The sequence below is a fragment of the Mesorhizobium sp. M0208 genome (assembly GCF_040322015.1).
In the GTDB taxonomy this organism is placed as follows: Bacteria; Pseudomonadota; Alphaproteobacteria; order Rhizobiales; family Rhizobiaceae; genus Mesorhizobium.
Genome location: NZ_JAMYSP010000033.1, coordinates 28782 through 45789, shown reverse-complemented (window position 1 = coordinate 45789; position 17008 = coordinate 28782). Strand labels below are relative to the sequence as shown.

The 17008-nt window shown below is 63.1% G+C and carries 24 protein-coding genes; 8 read left to right on the top strand and 16 right to left on the bottom strand.

What is annotated here, in order from left to right; translation table 11 throughout:
• Positions 1–3: 3 nt before the first annotated feature.
• Positions 4–1659, top strand: coding sequence for a chaperonin GroEL (gene groL, locus NKJ17_RS25870; protein ID WP_352649698.1), 1656 nt, complete (start codon positions 4–6; stop codon positions 1657–1659).
• A 311-nt stretch (positions 1660–1970) separates the two neighbouring features.
• Here the strand turns inward: groL and NKJ17_RS25865 are convergent, their stop codons facing one another.
• On the bottom strand, positions 1971–2579 hold the full coding sequence (locus tag NKJ17_RS25865; protein WP_352508846.1) for a TetR/AcrR family transcriptional regulator: 609 nt from the start codon (positions 2577–2579) through the stop codon (positions 1971–1973).
• 103 nt (positions 2580–2682) lie between these two features.
• Here NKJ17_RS25865 and NKJ17_RS25860 point away from each other — a divergent pair, with 103 nt between their 5' ends.
• The 3 genes from NKJ17_RS25860 to NKJ17_RS25850 are packed head-to-tail and all read left to right on the top strand — an operon-like array spanning position 2683 to position 4595.
• Positions 2683–3693: a zinc-dependent alcohol dehydrogenase family protein gene (locus NKJ17_RS25860; protein WP_352508847.1), complete on the top strand. Its 1011-nt coding sequence runs from the start codon at positions 2683–2685 to the stop codon at positions 3691–3693.
• Positions 3694–3744: 51 nt separating this feature from the next.
• Entirely contained in the window at positions 3745–4212 is a 468-nt protein-coding gene (locus NKJ17_RS25855) for an OsmC family protein (RefSeq protein ID WP_352508848.1), read from the top strand.
• On the top strand, positions 4209–4595 hold the full coding sequence (locus NKJ17_RS25850; protein ID WP_352690702.1) for a nuclear transport factor 2 family protein: 387 nt from the start codon (positions 4209–4211) through the stop codon (positions 4593–4595). Before NKJ17_RS25855 ends, NKJ17_RS25850 begins: the two co-directional genes overlap by 4 nt.
• Positions 4596–4697: 102 nt before the next feature.
• Here the strand turns inward: NKJ17_RS25850 and NKJ17_RS25845 are convergent, their stop codons facing one another.
• Together NKJ17_RS25845 and NKJ17_RS25840 are read right to left on the bottom strand one after the other, a co-directional pair.
• Entirely contained in the window at positions 4698–5213 is a 516-nt protein-coding gene (locus NKJ17_RS25845; RefSeq protein WP_352508850.1) for an OsmC family protein, read from the bottom strand.
• Positions 5214–5267: 54 nt separating this feature from the next.
• Complete coding sequence (locus tag NKJ17_RS25840; protein ID WP_352690700.1) at positions 5268–5693, bottom strand: GFA family protein; 426 nt, start codon at positions 5691–5693, stop codon at positions 5268–5270.
• A 191-nt stretch (positions 5694–5884) separates the two neighbouring features.
• Between NKJ17_RS25840 and NKJ17_RS25835 the strand changes: the two genes are divergently transcribed.
• Positions 5885–6919, top strand: a complete 1035-nt coding sequence (locus tag NKJ17_RS25835; RefSeq protein WP_352508851.1) for an AraC family transcriptional regulator — start codon at positions 5885–5887, stop codon at positions 6917–6919.
• Between the two features lie 61 nt (positions 6920–6980).
• Here NKJ17_RS25835 and NKJ17_RS25830 read toward each other — a convergent pair whose 3' ends face one another.
• Complete coding sequence (locus tag NKJ17_RS25830) at positions 6981–7592, bottom strand: LysE family translocator (RefSeq protein ID WP_352508852.1); 612 nt, start codon at positions 7590–7592, stop codon at positions 6981–6983.
• A gap of 86 nt (positions 7593–7678) precedes the next feature.
• Entirely contained in the window at positions 7679–8098 is a 420-nt protein-coding gene (locus NKJ17_RS25825) for a nuclear transport factor 2 family protein (RefSeq protein WP_254820655.1), read from the bottom strand.
• 169 nt (positions 8099–8267) lie between these two features.
• On the opposite strand from NKJ17_RS25825, the gene NKJ17_RS25820 reads away from it, so the two are divergent.
• Positions 8268–9188 carry an AraC family transcriptional regulator gene (locus tag NKJ17_RS25820; protein ID WP_352508853.1) on the top strand — a complete coding sequence of 307 codons (921 nt, stop codon included), beginning with the start codon at positions 8268–8270 and terminating at the stop codon, positions 9186–9188.
• Between the two features lie 38 nt (positions 9189–9226).
• Here the strand turns inward: NKJ17_RS25820 and NKJ17_RS25815 are convergent, their stop codons facing one another.
• From NKJ17_RS25815 to NKJ17_RS25780, 8 genes are all read right to left on the bottom strand, one after another.
• Positions 9227–9565: a YkgJ family cysteine cluster protein gene (locus NKJ17_RS25815; RefSeq protein WP_352508882.1), complete on the bottom strand. Its 339-nt coding sequence runs from the start codon at positions 9563–9565 to the stop codon at positions 9227–9229.
• Between the two features lie 50 nt (positions 9566–9615).
• Positions 9616–9780 (bottom strand): hypothetical protein, encoded by a 165-nt coding sequence (locus NKJ17_RS25810; protein ID WP_352508854.1) that lies wholly within the window; start codon positions 9778–9780, stop codon positions 9616–9618.
• A gap of 1 nt (position 9781) precedes the next feature.
• Positions 9782–10189 (bottom strand): hypothetical protein, encoded by a 408-nt coding sequence (locus NKJ17_RS25805; RefSeq protein ID WP_254820653.1) that lies wholly within the window; start codon positions 10187–10189, stop codon positions 9782–9784.
• Positions 10189–10416 carry a hypothetical protein gene (locus NKJ17_RS25800; protein ID WP_352508855.1) on the bottom strand — a complete coding sequence of 76 codons (228 nt, stop codon included), beginning with the start codon at positions 10414–10416 and terminating at the stop codon, positions 10189–10191. Before NKJ17_RS25800 ends, NKJ17_RS25805 begins: the two co-directional genes overlap by 1 nt.
• A gap of 465 nt (positions 10417–10881) precedes the next feature.
• Complete coding sequence (locus tag NKJ17_RS25795; RefSeq protein ID WP_010915421.1) at positions 10882–11091, bottom strand: cold-shock protein; 210 nt, start codon at positions 11089–11091, stop codon at positions 10882–10884.
• A gap of 84 nt (positions 11092–11175) precedes the next feature.
• Complete coding sequence (locus tag NKJ17_RS25790) at positions 11176–11547, bottom strand: hypothetical protein (RefSeq protein ID WP_352508856.1); 372 nt, start codon at positions 11545–11547, stop codon at positions 11176–11178.
• A 48-nt stretch (positions 11548–11595) separates the two neighbouring features.
• Positions 11596–12384: an SDR family oxidoreductase gene (locus tag NKJ17_RS25785; protein WP_352690699.1), complete on the bottom strand. Its 789-nt coding sequence runs from the start codon at positions 12382–12384 to the stop codon at positions 11596–11598.
• A 67-nt stretch (positions 12385–12451) separates the two neighbouring features.
• Positions 12452–12913 carry a RidA family protein gene (locus NKJ17_RS25780; protein ID WP_352508858.1) on the bottom strand — a complete coding sequence of 154 codons (462 nt, stop codon included), beginning with the start codon at positions 12911–12913 and terminating at the stop codon, positions 12452–12454.
• Between the two features lie 97 nt (positions 12914–13010).
• Here NKJ17_RS25780 and NKJ17_RS25775 point away from each other — a divergent pair, with 97 nt between their 5' ends.
• Entirely contained in the window at positions 13011–13862 is an 852-nt protein-coding gene (locus tag NKJ17_RS25775; RefSeq protein ID WP_352508859.1) for a LysR family transcriptional regulator, read from the top strand.
• A gap of 19 nt (positions 13863–13881) precedes the next feature.
• Here NKJ17_RS25775 and NKJ17_RS25770 read toward each other — a convergent pair whose 3' ends face one another.
• Complete coding sequence (locus NKJ17_RS25770) at positions 13882–14637, bottom strand: SDR family NAD(P)-dependent oxidoreductase (RefSeq protein WP_352690698.1); 756 nt, start codon at positions 14635–14637, stop codon at positions 13882–13884.
• A 77-nt stretch (positions 14638–14714) separates the two neighbouring features.
• Entirely contained in the window at positions 14715–15383 is a 669-nt protein-coding gene (locus NKJ17_RS25765) for a glutathione S-transferase family protein (RefSeq protein ID WP_352690696.1), read from the bottom strand.
• 148 nt (positions 15384–15531) lie between these two features.
• Between NKJ17_RS25765 and NKJ17_RS25760 the strand changes: the two genes are divergently transcribed.
• Complete coding sequence (locus tag NKJ17_RS25760) at positions 15532–15711, top strand: CsbD family protein (protein ID WP_352479307.1); 180 nt, start codon at positions 15532–15534, stop codon at positions 15709–15711.
• 65 nt (positions 15712–15776) lie between these two features.
• Here NKJ17_RS25760 and NKJ17_RS25755 read toward each other — a convergent pair whose 3' ends face one another.
• Positions 15777–16907, bottom strand: a complete 1131-nt coding sequence (locus NKJ17_RS25755; RefSeq protein WP_352690693.1) for a metallophosphoesterase — start codon at positions 16905–16907, stop codon at positions 15777–15779.
• Between the last annotated feature and the right edge of the window lie 101 nt (positions 16908–17008).

The following is a 17008-nucleotide window of genomic DNA, read 5'->3' as shown; positions in this document are numbered from 1 at the left end:
AAAATGGCTGCCAAAGACGTAAAATTCTCCCGCGACGCTCGTGAGCGCATGCTGCGCGGCGTCAACATCCTCGCCGACGCGGTGAAGGTCACGCTCGGCCCCAAGGGCCGCAACGTCGTCATCGACAAGTCGTTCGGCGCACCGCGCATCACCAAGGACGGCGTTACCGTCGCCAAGGAAATCGAGCTTGAAGACAAGTTCGAGAACATGGGCGCGCAGATGGTCCGCGAAGTTGCTTCGAAGACCAACGACATCGCCGGCGACGGCACCACGACCGCGACCGTTCTGGCGCAGTCGATCGTCCAGGAAGGCCACAAGGCGGTTGCCGCCGGCATGAACCCGATGGACCTCAAGCGCGGCATCGACCTCGCCGTTGCCGACGTCGTCGCGACGCTGATCAAGAACGCCAAGAAGATCAAGACCTCGGAAGAGGTTGCCCAGGTCGGCACCATCGCCGGCAATGGCGATGCTTCGGTCGGCTCGATGATCGCTGAAGCGATGCAGAAGGTCGGCAATGAGGGCGTCATCACCGTCGAGGAAGCCAAGACCGCCGAGACCGAGCTCGAAGTCGTCGAAGGCATGCAGTTCGACCGCGGCTATCTCTCGCCCTACTTCGTCACCAATGCCGAGAAGATGGTTGCGGATCTGGAAGACGCCTACATCCTTCTCCACGAGAAGAAGCTCTCCAACCTGCAGGCCATGCTGCCGATCCTCGAGGCTGTCGTGCAGACCTCGAAGCCGCTGGTCATCATCTCCGAGGACGTCGAAGGTGAGGCCCTGGCGACGCTGGTCGTCAACAAGCTGCGTGGCGGCCTGAAGATCGCTGCCGTCAAGGCGCCGGGCTTCGGCGACCGCCGCAAGGCCATGCTGGAAGACATCGCCATTCTCACCGGTGGCCAGGTCATCTCCGAAGACCTCGGCATCAAGCTCGAGAATGTCGGCCTCAACATGCTCGGCCGCGCCAAGAAGGTGTCGATCTCCAAGGAGAACACCACCATCGTCGACGGCGCCGGCAAGAAGGCCGAGATCCAGGGCCGCGTCGCCCAGATCAAGCAGCAGATCGAGGAGACCACCTCGGACTACGACAAGGAGAAGCTGCAGGAACGTCTCGCCAAGCTCGCCGGTGGCGTTGCCGTGATCCGCGTCGGCGGTGCGACCGAAGTGGAAGTCAAGGAAAAGAAGGACCGCGTCGATGACGCCCTCAACGCGACCCGCGCGGCCGTCGAAGAAGGCATCGTTCCCGGCGGCGGCGTCGCACTGCTGCGCGCCTCGCTGACCATCAAGGCAACCGGTGCCAACTCCGACCAGACCGCGGGCATCGCCATCGTGCGTCGCGCGCTGCAGGCTCCGGCCCGCCAGATCGCGTCCAACGCCGGTGCGGAAGCATCGATCGTTGCCGGCAAGATCCTCGAGAACAAGGGCGCGACCTTCGGCTACAACGCCCAGACCGGCGAATATGGCGACATGATCGCCATGGGTATCGTCGATCCGGTCAAGGTTGTGCGCACGGCTCTGCAGGACGCGGCCTCGGTCGCCGGCCTCCTGGTCACCACCGAAGCCATGATCGCGGAGGCTCCGAAGAAGGAGTCGGCTGGCGGCGGCATGCCTGGCGGCATGGGCGGCGGCGGCATGGGCGGCATGGGCGGCATGGACTTCTAAGAAGTCTATAAAGCACGCCCATGAACTCACGTTGCTCAAGCCCGCAAGCGGGCTTGAGTGGCGGCATGGACTTCTAAGAAGTCCATAAAGCACGCCCATGAACTCACGTTGCTCAAGCCCGCAAGCGGGCTTGAGTGGCGGCATGGACTTCTAAGAAGTCCATAAAGCACGCCATGAACTCACGTTGCTCAAGCCCGCAAGCGGGCTTGAGTGGCGGCATGGATTTCCAGTCCAGCCCATCTACCTTCAGATACGGAAAGGGCGGCCGAGAGGTCGCCCTTTTTGTTTGCTTTGCTTAGCGGTTTGCCCGCTCAGACGGCGGCGTCAATCCGCCGAGGGTGAGATTTGGCAGGCAAAGCACCCTCAATCAGCGCCGCGACTTCATCGGCTACTGCCAGCACAGGGGCACGGTCGTGGGTGGCGCGTGCGATCACCATCAGCCCTTCCAGCGATGATTCGACCAGCAATGCGAGCGCGTGCGCGCGGCGCTCGGGCACCCCTGCCCTGACGAAGGCGGCCCTGAGCAAGCCTATCCACTGCTCGAAAGCCGAGCGGCACAATTCGGCCAGTTCCGGCACGTCTGCCGGCGAGTCCAGCACCACGGGCGCGATCGGGCAACCGAGCGTGAACTGGTTGTCTTCCAGCATGCGCGCGACCGACTGGTAGATGTGGTGGACAGCCACCGCCGGGTCCTTTTCGGCGGCGAGCGCGGCGTCCAGCCTCTGCGTGACATCGGCGACGCTGTCGCGCGTCACCTCGATGACCAATTGGTCCTTGCCGCCCGGAAAGTGAAAGTAGAGCGAGCCTCTCGGTGCGCCTGAGGCGCTCAAGATGTCGTTGAGCGACGTGCCGTGGTAGCCGCGCTGCCTCAGCAGCCGCGCCGTCGTCTCGATCATGCGGGTGCGGGTGTCGTTCGCCATGCCAACCTCTGTCAGGAGTGAACACTATAGGCCTTGCCTCGAATATAGCAATCGGTCTACATAATATGTAGATCAGTCTACATATTCGAAAGAGAAGGCCGATATGCATAGTTATCGCCTTGAAGGAACCGGCGGAATCGAACGCCTGGTGAGGCGCGACGAGGCGCAGCCGGCGCCGAAGCAACACGAGATCGCCGTGCGTGTGCGCGCCGCTTCGCTCAACCGCCGCGACACGATGATCCTCAACGGCAACTATCCACTGGCGCCACGCCAGGGCGTTATCCCGCTGAGCGACGGTGCCGGCGAAGTCGTTGCCGTCGGCGATTCCGTCACCCGCTTCGCCGTCGGCGACCGCATCACCGGCAGCTATTTTGCGCGCTGGACCGACGGCCGCATCAATGCCGGGCTGATCGACCAGCTCGGTTGCACGCTGGACGGGATGCTGACCGAATACGCGGTGCTCGATGAGCAATGGGCGGTGCGGCTTCCCGATCATCTCGACTGGCATCAAGCGGCGACGCTGACCTGCGCCGGCCTGACCGCCTGGAATGCGGTGACGGCGGCCGAGATGCCGAAGCCCGGCCAATGGGTTCTTGTCATCGGTTCAGGTGGCGTCGCGCTGTTTGCGCTGCAATTCGCCAAGCTGCTCGGCTGCCGGGTCGTGGCCGTCAGTTCGCGCAGCGAGAAGCTGGACCGGATGCGGGCGCTGGGCGCCGACCTCGTCGTCTCGACAGCCGGCATGCCGGAATGGGGTGCTGCGGTGCGCGAGCAGACCGGCGGCATCGACCTCGTCGTCGAGACCGGCGGCCCGCCGACCTTCGCGCAATCGATGATCGCCTGCGCGCTTTACGGGCGCATCGTGCTTCTCACCATACAGGATGCGAAAGGCGGGACGGTGCAGATCCCCGGCCCGATCTACCAGCGCAGCCTCGCCACCATCAGCCGGCTGTTCGTCGGCAATCGCACCAACCTCGAAGCCATGCTGCGCGCCATCTCGGTGCATCGGCTTAAGCCTGTCATCGACAAGGTGTTCGCCTTCGACGAGGCCCAAAACGCCTACCGCTATTTCCAGCAAGGCGACGTCTTCGGGAAAGTGGTCGTCGACGGCGCCTGACTGGTTCACCCCCAAAATTCGATCGAGCCTCAAACTAAAAGGAGAGACGCAATGACCATTCGTGAAGCAGAAGCTCAATGGCAGGGATCGTTGAAGGAAGGTTCGGGTCGGCTGAGACTAGGTAGCGGCGTCTTCGAAGGTGCCTACTCCTTCCCGTCGCGTTTCGAGAACGGTCCCGGCACCAACCCGGAGGAATTGATTGCGGCGGCGCATGCCGGCTGCTTCTCGATGGCGCTAAGCGCCATTCTCGGCCGCGAAGGCTACACTCCCGCGCGCATCCACACGATCGCGAAAGCGCATCTCGGCGCCACCGCGGCCGGACCGACGCTGACCCGTATCGAGCTGGAGACGGAGGCAAGCGTCGCCGGGCTGGCGGCGGGGGATTTCGAGCGGCTGGCGCAGACGGCCAAGGAGAGCTGCCTCGTATCGCGGGCGCTGGCCGGCGTCGCCGTGATCACGCTCACGGCCCGCCTCATCGAAACCGCTACTGATCACCGAAGGGAAAGGAATATGCAATGACACAGGAACTCATCATCGACATCGCCGCGGCCAAACGCTCCGCCGAAACGGCCGAGATCATGCGGCGCTACAACGACGTCTTCCAGCGCCACGACCCATCGGCGCTCGACGATCTGGTGGCGGAAGACTGCGTGATCGAGAACACCACGCCGGCCCCGGACGGCGCCCGCCGCATCGGCAAGGGCGCCTGCGTCGAACTGTGGTCGGCGATCGCGACCGGACCCGGCACGCGTTTCGACATCGAAGAAACCTTCGTCGCCGGCGACCGGGCGACGATCCGCTGGCGCTACTGGATGGCCGACGGCAATTCCATCCGCGGCGTCAACCTGATGCGCGTGGCGGACGGGCAGATCGTCGACGCAATGGGCAACGTGAAGGGATAACGCTTGGCGCGACCAGCTGCATTCAGCCAAGCTGCATTCAGTGAGGCCGCGCTCAGGCCCAGCCCGGAATCCCCAAAGTTTAGGATTCCGGGCAGGGCGCGGTTACCGCACGACTTTGTGAAGCTTCACGAAGGTCTTGGGACTGCGCTGGATCGTCTGGAAGATCACGCAGTAGCGATCGGTGAGCTCGAGCAGGTCAGTCAGCCGGTCTTGCGCAACGTCGGTCTCGATGTCGAACCGCAGGCGGATCTCCTTGAAGCCGACCGGCACGCCTTCGGTGACGCCGAGCGTGCCGCGAAGATCGACGTCGCCCTCGGCGGAGATTTCGGCCGACTTGATCGGTATTTCGAGAACGGCGGCCGCGGCCCTCAACGAGACGCCGGCGCATGCGACAAGGGCTTCCAGCAGCATGTCGCCGGAACAAAGCTCCTGTCCGCTGCCCCCGGCCTTCGGATGGATGCCCGCCAGCGCGAGCCCACGTCCTGTCTCGACCTTGCAAGTGACCTTGGAGTCGTCGGCACTGCCCTTGGCCTTCAGCGTAAGAAGTGCCGCGCGCGCATCCTTGCGATAAAGATCCTTGATCGGCTCCTGCGTGGCGCGAAATGTCGTGATGCCCATGCGTATTCTCCTGTCGTGAGATGTGGCTGTTGGAAATCGTGTGTCATTGCCGGGTTACTCCGGCACGCTCACGCCCGAGCCCCTGAGTTCGGCGGGGAAGTCTTTCAGCTTCGGCAATCCGTCCTTCATCGGCAGGACCGTCTCGGCGTAGTTGACGTGAACCCCCGGCGTGAACTTCACCGTCGGTATCGTGGCCGCATAGACGTCGACCAGTCCGAGCGGCGGATGATCGGTCATCAGATGGCCGCCGCACTTCGTGCAGAACTGACGGTCGCTCATGTTTGACTTCTCGAAGCCGGACAGGAACTCCTCGCCCTTGGTGACCTTGACGTTTTCCGGCTTCCACAGCGTGAAGGCGTTCACGGGAGACGCCGACCACGAACGGCAGGAACTGCAATGGCAGTAGCCCATCGCCTCGGCTGCTCCGTGCACTTCGATTTCCACGGCGCCGCAAAAACACCCGCCCTTATGTACCGTCATGACTTAGATCCTCATTTTTCTTGAGTTCGACTGCGCTCAGCAGCTGATTTGAGACAGAGCTCAGCACCGACGGGTGTAAAGCTTCCGGCAATGAACGGAATGACGGGGCGTCCGCCTTACTTGACAGCGCGTCCGGAACTCGAAAGGGATGTCGCGCCGGGTTGCCGCGCAACTTACGGGATATAGATGGAATGGCCGGGGACGCTCTGTCTGACCTCTTGAAAAAGGTGCGTCTCACCGGCGCGACATTTTTCGACATCGCGGCCCAGGACCCCTGGGCGGTCTGCTCGCCCTCCCCCGCCTCGATACTGCCGAGGATACTGCCGGGCGCGGATCACCTGATTTCCTACCACGTGCTCACGGCCGGCCGCTGCTTCGCCCGCATCATCGGCAAGGAGGCGATACCCGTGGAGGCCGGCGAAGTCGTGGTCTTCACCAGGAGCGATCCGCATATCATGTCGAGCAATCCGGCCCTGCGCGCGGATCCGCCGACCGCGGATGTGCTGGATATCGCCGCCGCCAGCCAGACACCGTTTCCCATCAACTACGTCAAGGACGGATCGCTGTCGGCCCGGCTGGTATGCGGCTATCTCGCTTGCGATGCGCTGCCCTTCAATCCGCTGCTCGAAGCGCTGCCGCCGGTCATCAAGGCCGGAGACGTGAAAGGCGACGGCGGCTGGCTCGGCCAGTTCATCAAGCTGGCGGTGTCGGAGGTCGCGGAAAAGCGTGCGGGCAGCGAGACGGTGCTCACCAAGCTCAGCGAATTGATGTTCGTCGACGTGCTGCGCCGTTATGTGGAGTCGCTGCCGCCACAACAAACCGGCTGGCTGGCGGGCCTGCGCGATCCGCATCTGAGCAAGGCGCTGGCGCTGATCCATGACCGGCCGGCGCACAATTGGACGGTGGAGGCGCTGGCGAAGGAGGCCGCGCTGTCGCGCACCGTGCTGGCCGAGCGCTTCACGAAACTCGTCGGCATGCCGCCGATGCACTATCTCGCCAAGTGGCGGATGCAGATTGCCTCGGAATTGCTCAGCGCCGGCAACACTAACGTCGCAAACATAGCGGCGGAAATCGGCTACGAGTCGGAGGCGGCGTTCAGCCGTGCCTTCAAGAAGATGATCGGCGTCCCCCCGTCGGCCTGGCGGCTGGGTGTTCGCGCTGCGCCCGGTTTCGGAGGCGGCGAGGCTTCCGAAACCGCAGGCGGGCCGGCCGATCCGCAGCGGTAAGCAATTCCAGGAAAGGTGTGAAAACGGTTTCCCGTCCGGAATTGCGTCAAAAGAGCGAGAGCTAGCGATCCGCCAGCGCCAGTTTGGCGCCGAGCATTACAAAGGCTCCGGCGAAGGTACGGCGCATCCAGGTCAGCACCTTTGGCCGCGACACGACATGGCTGCGGATTGACGCCGCGAAAACGCCGTAGCCGACAAAGACCAAGAAGGTGAGCAGCATGAAGACGCTGCTGAGTTCCAGCATCTTCGACAGCGCATGCGGTTCGGTGGTGCTGACGAATTGCGGGAGGAAGGCAAAGAAGAAGATCGACAGCTTCGGATTGAGGATGTTCATCAGAATGCCGGAGGCGATCACTTTGCCGGCGGATCGCGGCGCGACATCTTCGTCGACGCCCAGGCCGCCCCTCTCCTTCAGCGTGTTCCAGGCCATGTAGAGAAGATAGGCGACGCCAAGATATTTCAGCGTTTCGAAGGCGACGGCGCTGGTGTGCAGCAGTGCCGCGAGGCCGGTGATGGCGGCCGCCATGTGCGGGATGATGCCGAGCGTGCAGCCGACAGCGGCAATGATGCTGGCGCGCGCACCACGCGAAAGCCCGGCGCTCAGCGTATAGAGAACGCCGGTGCCGGGCGAAGCCACGACAATCAGCGACGTCAACAGGAATTCGATGCTCACGGATGGTCTCCCGGCGTTGGCCCTGCCGCCGGCAGCGTAATCAGCGAAACGTGTGGGCACAAGCCAGCCTGAGAGCCTATGCGCATTCAGATCATGCTGTTGGCGTGCAGCTTGCTGTCCGCGATGGGCTGCCGAACTTCCCAGTGTTCGACGAGTTTGCTGTCCTTCAGCCTGAAAATGTCGACGATGGCCAAGCCCTCCTCTTCGGGTTCGCGTTTTGCGTGCATGTGCACGATGACGAAATCCCCTTCGGCAAAAATCCGCTTCACCTCTCCCCTCACGAGGGGAAATGACTGTTTGAGCTGTTGAAGATAGGCTTTGAAGCCGTCCGCGCCATCCGCAATGTTCGGATTGTGTTGGATGTAGCGTTCGCCAAAATGCATGGAAGCAGCTTCGATATTGCCCTGGTTTACTGCTTTGTCGATGAAGTCCAGGACGACCGTCTTGTTGGTCTCGAGCGAATTAAAGCTCTTGGCTGGAACTGGATTTGATGGTTCGTCACGCATGTTTTTGCTCCGTGGGGTGCCTGCTTTTGCCTGGCATGGACAGGAGTCCGCAGGCCGATATTGCCAACATGATCAGCCACGCTTGTGAGATGGTCGATACGCTATTCGCCTGGATTCTTATCCAATCGTCTAATATCGTCATCTGGTTCATCGTCGGAGGATGGTTCTCATGGACGCCTTGTCCGAAGTTCTTGCTTCGCTGCGATTTGGCAGCGCCATGATCGGCAGCGCGACCCTGCATCGGCCGTGGGGTATTTCGGTCGATCCGACAAGGAATGCCGCCATCCACGTCATACAGAACGGCGAATGCTGGCTGCGGCTAGCCGGTGAAAAGGAGCCGATCCGCTTGGGCGAAGGAGACGTCATCCTTGTCGCGAGCGGTATCGGGCATGCCCTTTGCAATCCGGCGGGTGCACCGACGGCATCGATATCCGCCGTCCTTTCCGCGAATCGGAGCGGACTGGAACCGAAAAGCGAAAGCGGCGCGACAACTCTTCTTTGTGCGAGATATTCACTCGACGGCGTCGGGCCATATCCGATGGTTTCGCTGTTTCCTCCGCTGATTCATTTGACCCGGAATCAGATCCACACCAGCGAGCCGCTGCGGCTTGCCCTGGAACTTCTACAGGTCGAAGCGAAAGGCAATCTCGGCGGCCACGACATTGTCGCCCCACGCCTTCTCGACAGCACATTGATCTTCTTGTTGCGTGCCTGGATCGAACATCAGCCACTCGGAACAGGGGGATGGTTTGGCGCCTTGCGCGACAAAGGCATTGCGCAGGCCTTGCGCCTGATCCACGAGCGGCCGGGCAATCCCTGGACCATCGCTTCCCTTGCCAGCGGCGCGGCACAGTCCCGAGCCACCTTCGCGCGTCGCTTCGCTCAACTGGTGGGACAGCCGCCGCTGTCCTATGTGACCCGGTGGCGGATGAACCTTGCCGCCAGGGCTCTGCGCGAAACGAACCAGCACATCGGCGAGATCGGGCGCGCCGTCGGATATGAATCGGTGCCGTCGTTCTCGCAGGCATTCAAACGGTTGACCGGACGATCGCCCGGCCTCTACCGCAGCGACTTTCGATCATCCGACTGAGGAAATTTAAACTGGGGACGCCAGCGCGTGTGCTGTCATTACAGCGTCGGCAGTCCGTGAGCCCGGCGCGCCATCAGGCAGTCGTCATCGCCCGGCATGCACGCGCGGCAGACGTCGGGACGGATCTCATAGATTCCGCAGGCGGTCGACTTGCCGACCTCGCCGCGCAGTGCCGAACAGCGCGCGCCGTCGCAGCGCATGCCGGCTTCGTCGGCAGCCACGTATTTTTGCGGGATAAGGTCGAGCTGAGCGTCATCCTCGGTTGAAAAGCGCGGCCATCTTGACGAGTAGGCGCAGCAGGCGCCACAGGTCTGGCAATCGAAGGCAACCGGGTCGGCGCCCTCTTGTGGCGACGAAAAATCCTCTGCGACCGCCAAGGCAAGCAGCCTTGGCGCCGATTTCCGGCCGGCATCCTGCTGCAAGGGCGCTATTTCTTCTTCGGCTTGCGCGGCGGCGCTTCGGCCGGCGACCTGAACAGATCGGTGCCCGCTTGGGCGGCTTCGCCGGTTTTTGGCGCGGCGGCCGGCTTGGCCGGCTTCACGGCGGCAGCAGGTGCTGCCGGTTGCCCCTTGGCGGAAAACTTGATTGCCATATCAATCCTCGTCAGAGAAACGCGATGATGGCGCGTTCGGATTGCGAAGGCGGCCGATGAGCGCCGAAACGGCCGTGATGTTCATTTCTTCGGGCGACCAGTTCCTGGCCTCCTCGATGTGCCGGGGGGCCAGTTCGCGATGCGTGCTGCCGCTGTAGGCGGCGTCCTGAAAGGTCACGCGCTCGTGCGTCTTGGCGTTTTCCCGGACGTATTCGATCAGATAATTGGGGCATTCGGCGCGGCCGCGCACGCCGAGCCGCACCTGGGCATCGCCGTGGACACGCCGGCAGCGCTCGAGCTTTTCGAGCACGCGCCGGACATATTCGACCGGCTTGTCGAGTTCGCCCACGACATCGGCGATGGTCGAATCGGCGGCGATCGCCTTTTGAGGCACACGTTTGGTGGCCATCAGCGTTTGCCCGCGCGTTTCGGCGAGGCCGCGAGCGCAACCGCCGCCGCCATGTCGTCGGCTTCCTTTTCCAGGCGCAGTTCGCGCAGCCGTGCGGTCTTGGCTTCGCGGGCCTGGCTGACGGCATCCCGTTCGGAATTGATGCGGTCGAGCGACATCGACTGGGTCCGCGTCTTGCTGAAGATGGATTCGGCCTGGTCGCGAGGTTTTTTTGAAGGTTCGGTCAAGGTCTTTCTCCCGGTTCGGAGCGCGCCGCCCAAACGGTGACGAGACTGGTCTTCGGCCAGGATCCCGCACAAAGCAATACGGCAGCCGGTTTCAAATTGCTGGGAAATTCTCCTCTGACGGCCATTTGATGGCGTTTTCCGCGCTTCCGGTGCTCACGGGCCAAATGTCCGCTGCGCTCCGGTTCTCGAACCCACCATATGACTCGCCAGAGCGAATTTCGAAACAGCCTCTTAGCACGTCCGGGCCGTCGAGCAGCGCTCTTTCGGCGGTCGAAGCGCAAAAATGAAAAAGGCCAGGCACCGCCTGACCTTCCATGAGAGCGCCTGCGCATCCCGAGAGACGCGCAAAGAGACGCTCTTCTCATGCGCATGAACTGGGACTTAGCCTCCCCGCGATCATGCGCTGGAATTAGCCATTCACCGGTGCCAGTACATCCGTGGTCACCGGTGAGGCTGAATTCCGTTTTAGGCCGCCTTCAACTGGTCGGCGGACATCTTGCCCGACTTGTTGTCGCGGACCATCTCGTAGCCAAGCTTCTGGCCCTCGACGATGTCGCGCATTCCGGCGCGCTCGACGGCTGAGATGTGGACAAAAACGTCGGCAGAACCGTCGTCAGGCTGAATAAAACCAAAACCCTTGGTGGCGTTGAACCATTTAACTGTGCCTGTGCTCATAACGAACCCTTTCCATGGCAAATATTCGTTCGTCGTCATGCGGATGCACAACAACGTTTGTCTCGATTTTGATGGGGAAGTTCGTCAAAGGCGCGCCTTGGCACGCGGATAACAAAAGTCGGTCAAACAAACATCGACAAAGTTCTTATAGGACTTCTTTGCGCGCCGTGTCAAATTTTTTGATTTGCGACACTCGTGGAGACGCGCGGCGGCGACCCTCGCGCCGGCGAATCCGACAGCAAGGGCCGGACTATTGCCTGCCAAAAAACCACTTGGAGCTCTTTGTTTTTGCGCAATTCCGGACGGAAAATCGTTCACACTTGTCCTGGAATTGCTCCAGCCGGGAACCATTTTGGCGCCGGGGCATTTTTTCGGTGTCGAAAAGCCTTTCTCGAAAGAGCGATCTTGAGAAAGGCGGACGACAAACAGGACGCCCCCCGCGCAGATAAAAGGCACGAGGGGCGTTCCTGTGTGATGCGACCATCCCGCCGCTGCTCGTGCTCCTCACAGCATGCCGCGGCTGAGGCCGCCATCCACCGGCAACGCCACGCCGGTAATATAGGCGGCGTCGCTGGCCAGGAATGCGGCAACAGCGCCGAACTCGGCGGGGGTGCCATAACGCTTTGCCGGGATTTCGGCCTGACTCTCGGCGGCGATCACGGCGGCGTCGACACCCCTGTCGGCTGCGTCCATGGCGTCGAACTCTTTCGTCCGATCCGTCGCAAAACGGCCCGGCAGCAACAGGTTGACGGTGACGCCGTCCGCCGCCACTTCGCCGGCCAGCGTCTTGGCCCAGCCGGCGAGCGACGCACGCAGCGCATTCGAAGCGGTGAGGCCGCGGATCGGCTCGCGGACGGAAGTCGAAGAAACGGCGATGATGCGCCCCCAGCGCTGCGCCCGCATGCCTGGCAGGAAAGAAATGGCGATGCGCATCTGGCTCAGCACCATGCTGGTGAACTGCTTCTCCCAGACGCTCGCATCGAAGACGCTGGCCGCGAAGGGCGGCGGGCCGCCGCCATTGAGCAGGACGATGTCGATCCGCTGATGCTCGTCCTCGACGGCACGGATCAGTCGGGAGACGCTGTCGTTGTCCGAGAGGTCGGCGCTGAAGGTCGAGCAGATGTGGCCGGCGGCCTCGATCGCGCGCCGTGCCGCATCCAGGGTCGCCTCCCCTCGTCCGACCAGAATGATCTCGGCACCTTTCGTCGCGAGCGCTTCGGCAACGCCGAAACCGAGGCCCTTGCCTCCGCCAAGAACAAGCGCCTTCCGTCCCTCAAGATTTGCACTTATCAAGCCAAGCCTCCTCCTGGTTCGACTGCGTAGCCTCGGGTTAGGCCCGAGGGCATGCTTTGGGGGTGCATCAGCGGACATGCACGATAGCGTCGGCTTCGACCGGAACATTGGCCGGCAAGCCGGCCATGCCGAGCGAGCAGCGGGCGTGCTCGCCACGCCCGCCGAAAACATGGAGCAGAAATTCGGATGCTCCGTTGCCGACCTCCGAATAGGCCGAAAAGCCGGCCGCCGCATTCACATAGACGGTCAGCTTGGCGAATTTCACGACGCGGTCGAGATTGCCGTCCAGTTCCTTGTCCAGCCAATAGACGACGTTGGCCGCGCAAAGCCGGGCGGCGTTGCGCGCAGCAGCCAGATCGATCTCTGCGCCAACCCGGCCGATTGCGGCGATATCCGACCCGATCTCGGGTATCTGGCCGGAGACATAGACGATGTCGGCGACGCGAACCGTCGGCGAGAACGGCAAAGCGGGCCGCTCGAGCGACGGCCAGGCGACACCGAACTCCTCAAATCTTCTTCTGTAGGACAAGGTGGCTGCTCCTGTTTTCGTTCGCGCGAGCAGACCTTGAATTCAGATCTGGCTTTCGGATAGCCTGATAATGCTGACACAGCTATCAGGAATTCTTATGACCGGAGATATCGACGTCAGACTGCTGCGCGCCTTCGTCACCGTGGCCGATACCGGGACGGTGAGCCGGGCAGCCGATCGGCTTGCCCGCACCCAGGCGGCGGTGAGCATGCAGCTTCAGCGCCTCGAGGGCGAAGTCGGCGCGGAGCTGCTGCACCGCTCGCCGCGGGGCGTGACGCTGACCGAGGCCGGCGAGATCCTGCTCGCCTTCGCCCGCAAGGCCATCGCGATCGGCGACGATGCCAGGCGTGAGATTGAAGGCCGCAGGCTGGTCGGCCGTGTCCGGCTGGGCATCGTCGAGGATTTGGCGGTAACGCGGCTGCCGTTGATCATCGCCGACTTCCGGCGCCGGCATCCTTCCGTGGAGATCGAACTGACATCGGCCAGCAGCAGCGATCTCAGCAAGGCGTTGGGCGAAGGAAGATGCGACATCGTCATGGCCGATCCAGCGCGCTTCACAATGGCGCCGCGAGGCCATCTGTCGCGACAGCTGGTCTGGGCGGCAAGCCGCATGATCGAGATCGACGACGAGGTCGACCTGCCGCTGATCATCTTCGACGGCGCCTGCTCCTGGCAGGACAGGATGCTGGCTTCGCTCGCCGAGGCCGGGATCGGCTGGAAGATCGGCTGCCGCGTGTCGACCTTCGCGACACTAATCTCGGCGCTGAGGGCCGGGCTTGGCATCGGGCTTCTGCTGCAGGAGGGGCTGCCGCCCGATTGCCAAAGCCTCAACGGACGCTTCAACCTGCCGCCGGCGCCGACGGCGGATTTCGGCGTCTACCTCGCGACGGACCCGTCGCGGCTGGTCGAGGAATGTGGGGACTTCCTGCGGGCGGGATTCGAGGCGTAGCGAAAAGATCCGACGCCGTTCATCGTTCCTGGTCGGTCGGGCGGATGACGATCTCGTTGACGTTGACGTGCGGCGGCTGGCTCACGGCGTAGAGAATGGCCGCGGCGATGTCCTCGGCGGTCAGCGCCTCCATGGCGGCGAGCCGCTTGTCCAGATCAGCCTTGAACGCCGGATTGGTGATGTGGTCGCCGAGCTCGGTGCGCACCAGGCCGGGCTCGATGACGGTGACGCGAACCTTGTCGGCGTAGACTTCGCGGCGCAGCGATTCGGAAAAGCCGACGACACCGAACTTGGTTGCTGCGTAGCCGCTGGCCCCCGGATTGGCGACACGGCCGGCGACCGACGAGACGTTGACGATGTGACCCTTGGCGGCCCTCAGATGCGGCAGCGCCGCCTTGGTGACCCCCATCAGCGCCAGCAGGTTGAGCTCGACCATGCGGCGCCAGTCGTCGAGCACCGCTTCGGCGGCGGGCGACAGAAGCATCACCCCGGCATTGTTGACGAGGATGTCGAGGCGGCCCCATTCGGCGACAACCTTGTCGACCATGGCGGTGACATCGTCATTGCTGGTGACGTCGGCCTCGATGCGGAGCGCCGTGCCGCCGGCCTTTTCTATACGCGCGGCCAGCGCTTTGAGGCGATCGGCGCGGCGCGCCGCAATCGCCACCTTGGCCCCGGCGGCGGCCAAAGCCGCAGCGGTCGCCTCGCCAATGCCCGACGATGCGCCGGTAACGAGTGCGACCTTGCCGGCCAATGCGGAAGGAACAGATGTCATTGCGAAGTCTCCAAGGCCCCAGCCCGATCTTCACATAGGCCGCGGGCCGCGAAGTGGAAGACCGGCTTTGCTTGGTTCTACTCGTCTGGGCCGGGCTCCGGCCAAGGCTCTTTCGCCGCCTCGGCATACCAGTGGCGCATCGCCGGCATCGAAAGCACGGCGTCGACATAGGCGCGGGTATCGGTTGCCAGCGTGCCACCATAGGTGTCGAAGCGGGTGACGACCGGCGCGTACATGGCGTCGGCCGCAGTGAAATGGCCAAACAGGAACGGGCCGCCTTTGCCGTGCTTTTCGCGGCATTGCCGCCACAAATCCTCGATGCGCGCCCGTTGCGCCTCACCTTCGGCGTCGAGCGGCCTGTGGCCTTTCGGCCGGCGCAAATTCATCGGCCAGCCGTAGCGGACCTCGCGAAAGCCGGAATGCATCTCTGTCGCCGCCGAGCGGGCCAGCGCGCGGGCGGCGATGTCGGCCGGCCAGAGCTTTTTCCCGGGAAACAGCTCGGCGAGATATTCAAGGATGGCAAGGGTTTCCCAGACGATCCGGACCTCGCCATTCGGCAGCCGATGGTTCAGCACCGGCACCTGGCCGGTCGGCGATATCCTGGCCAGATTGGCCGCGGTCTCGGGCGTGCGCAGGCGCACAAGACCTTCCTCGAACGGGATCTCCAGATACTTCATCGCCAGCCACGGCCTCAGTGACCACGACGAAAAACACTTGTTGCCGATGAAGAGCGTGAATTCAGCCATTGTCCCTCCGGCCCCTGTCTGTTCGGGCGTCCTGGCGCACCCTATCCTGTCGGCTTCGCGGCCGGAAGCTATCGCAATCGACGGGCCGAACCCGGAACCTAAGCGATCCGCGACCGTTTCTCCAGGCGAACGGTTCAGGAGATGCGAGATGGTGAACAAGGATCAGGTTGCCGGCGTTGCCAAGCAAGCCAAGGGCTCGGTCAAGCAGACCGCCGGCAAGGCCACCGGCAACAGGCGCACCGAGGCCGAAGGCGACGTCGACAAGGCGACCGGCAAGATGCAGAAGGCTTACGGCGACGTGAAGCACAAGGTGAAGAAGGCGCTTTGACGCCGAGCCCTTCGCAAACCAGAAAAAGGCGGCTCGGCCGCCTTTTTTGCGCCCTCTCCTGCCCGTCAGAAAGTCAGACTTTTGCTGTACGCATTGGTGAAGGCGACCTCGCCATGACCCCCGGCGGCTTCGCCCAGCACCACATCCATGCTGCTGCCGGTCACCCGCGCCAACGCGAAGCCGCCCATGAGGGCAGCCTTCGGCTTGAACAAATCGAGCCCGTCACGGTGGTAGATCATCGGCGTCGCGTGCTGGTGGCCATGGAAGATGCCGACGACGTTGTAGCCCTTCAGCACAGCCAGCAGCGCCTGCCTGTCGGCTTCGCTCCACCAATGCGGCGGACCCTTGCCGTTGTCGTCGAAGGTCTTCTCGGCGGCATCCCATCTTTCGATCGAAAAAGTATCCCAGCCATAATGCTGGAACAGGATGACCGGGCGGCCGTCGCCGGCATAGGTCGCCAGGTCCTGCTTCAGCCATGGCAGGCTGCTGGTGGCGCCATGGCCGGTATCGCCGGCAAAACGGTGCGTCTGGACAAGATGCAGACCGCCCCAATCCCATGAATAGCAATCGGTCTCGAGATCGTAGTTGGTCGCCGGCGCGGGCGGCTTGAAGAAAACGCCGGGGCGGTGATTGACCTCGACGTAGTCGCGCATTTCGCGGCGGTACCAGTCGACATGCGAGCGCGGGCCGTTCTGGTCGAGGTCGTGATTGCCGAGGCCGACATAGACCGGCATGTGCACGCGGTCGGGGCCAACGCCCTGCTGGTAGCGCTGGCTGAACTGGAGCAGCTGCGTGCCTTCGCTGGGCTGGGTGATCTGGCCGCCACCATCATCGGTGATGTCGCCGCCAACGACGAGGCCGAGCGGCGTGCCGATATTGCCCGTCGAATGCAGACCGGTGGCGACGCCGTTGATTTCAGCCGGCCATTGTCTGTCGGCGATGCCGTTGAGCGCGGCGACATTGCGCAGCAGGGCGGCGTCGGTCTTGCCTTCCTGCTCGCAGTGCGGGCTCAATCCGTTCGCCATGCGGCAGGCATGGACATCAGCGATAAACAGGAAGGTGGCGTCGATCGCCGGAATGCGCTGCCCGGTCTGGCCGAAGGCCGGGCGCGAAACGGCGCCGGCCGCGGCAACGGCCGCTGCCTTCATCAGGAAACTGCGCCGGGAGACCGGTCGGGCGGAAATACGATGCATCATGCGCTAAAATTCAGCACGACGCGAACCGGCAGTCCAGTTGCTCGCAAAGTGTGTCGACACGTTCTCCCAGGTCTGGCATTGCTTTCGGCATTCAACTTGCG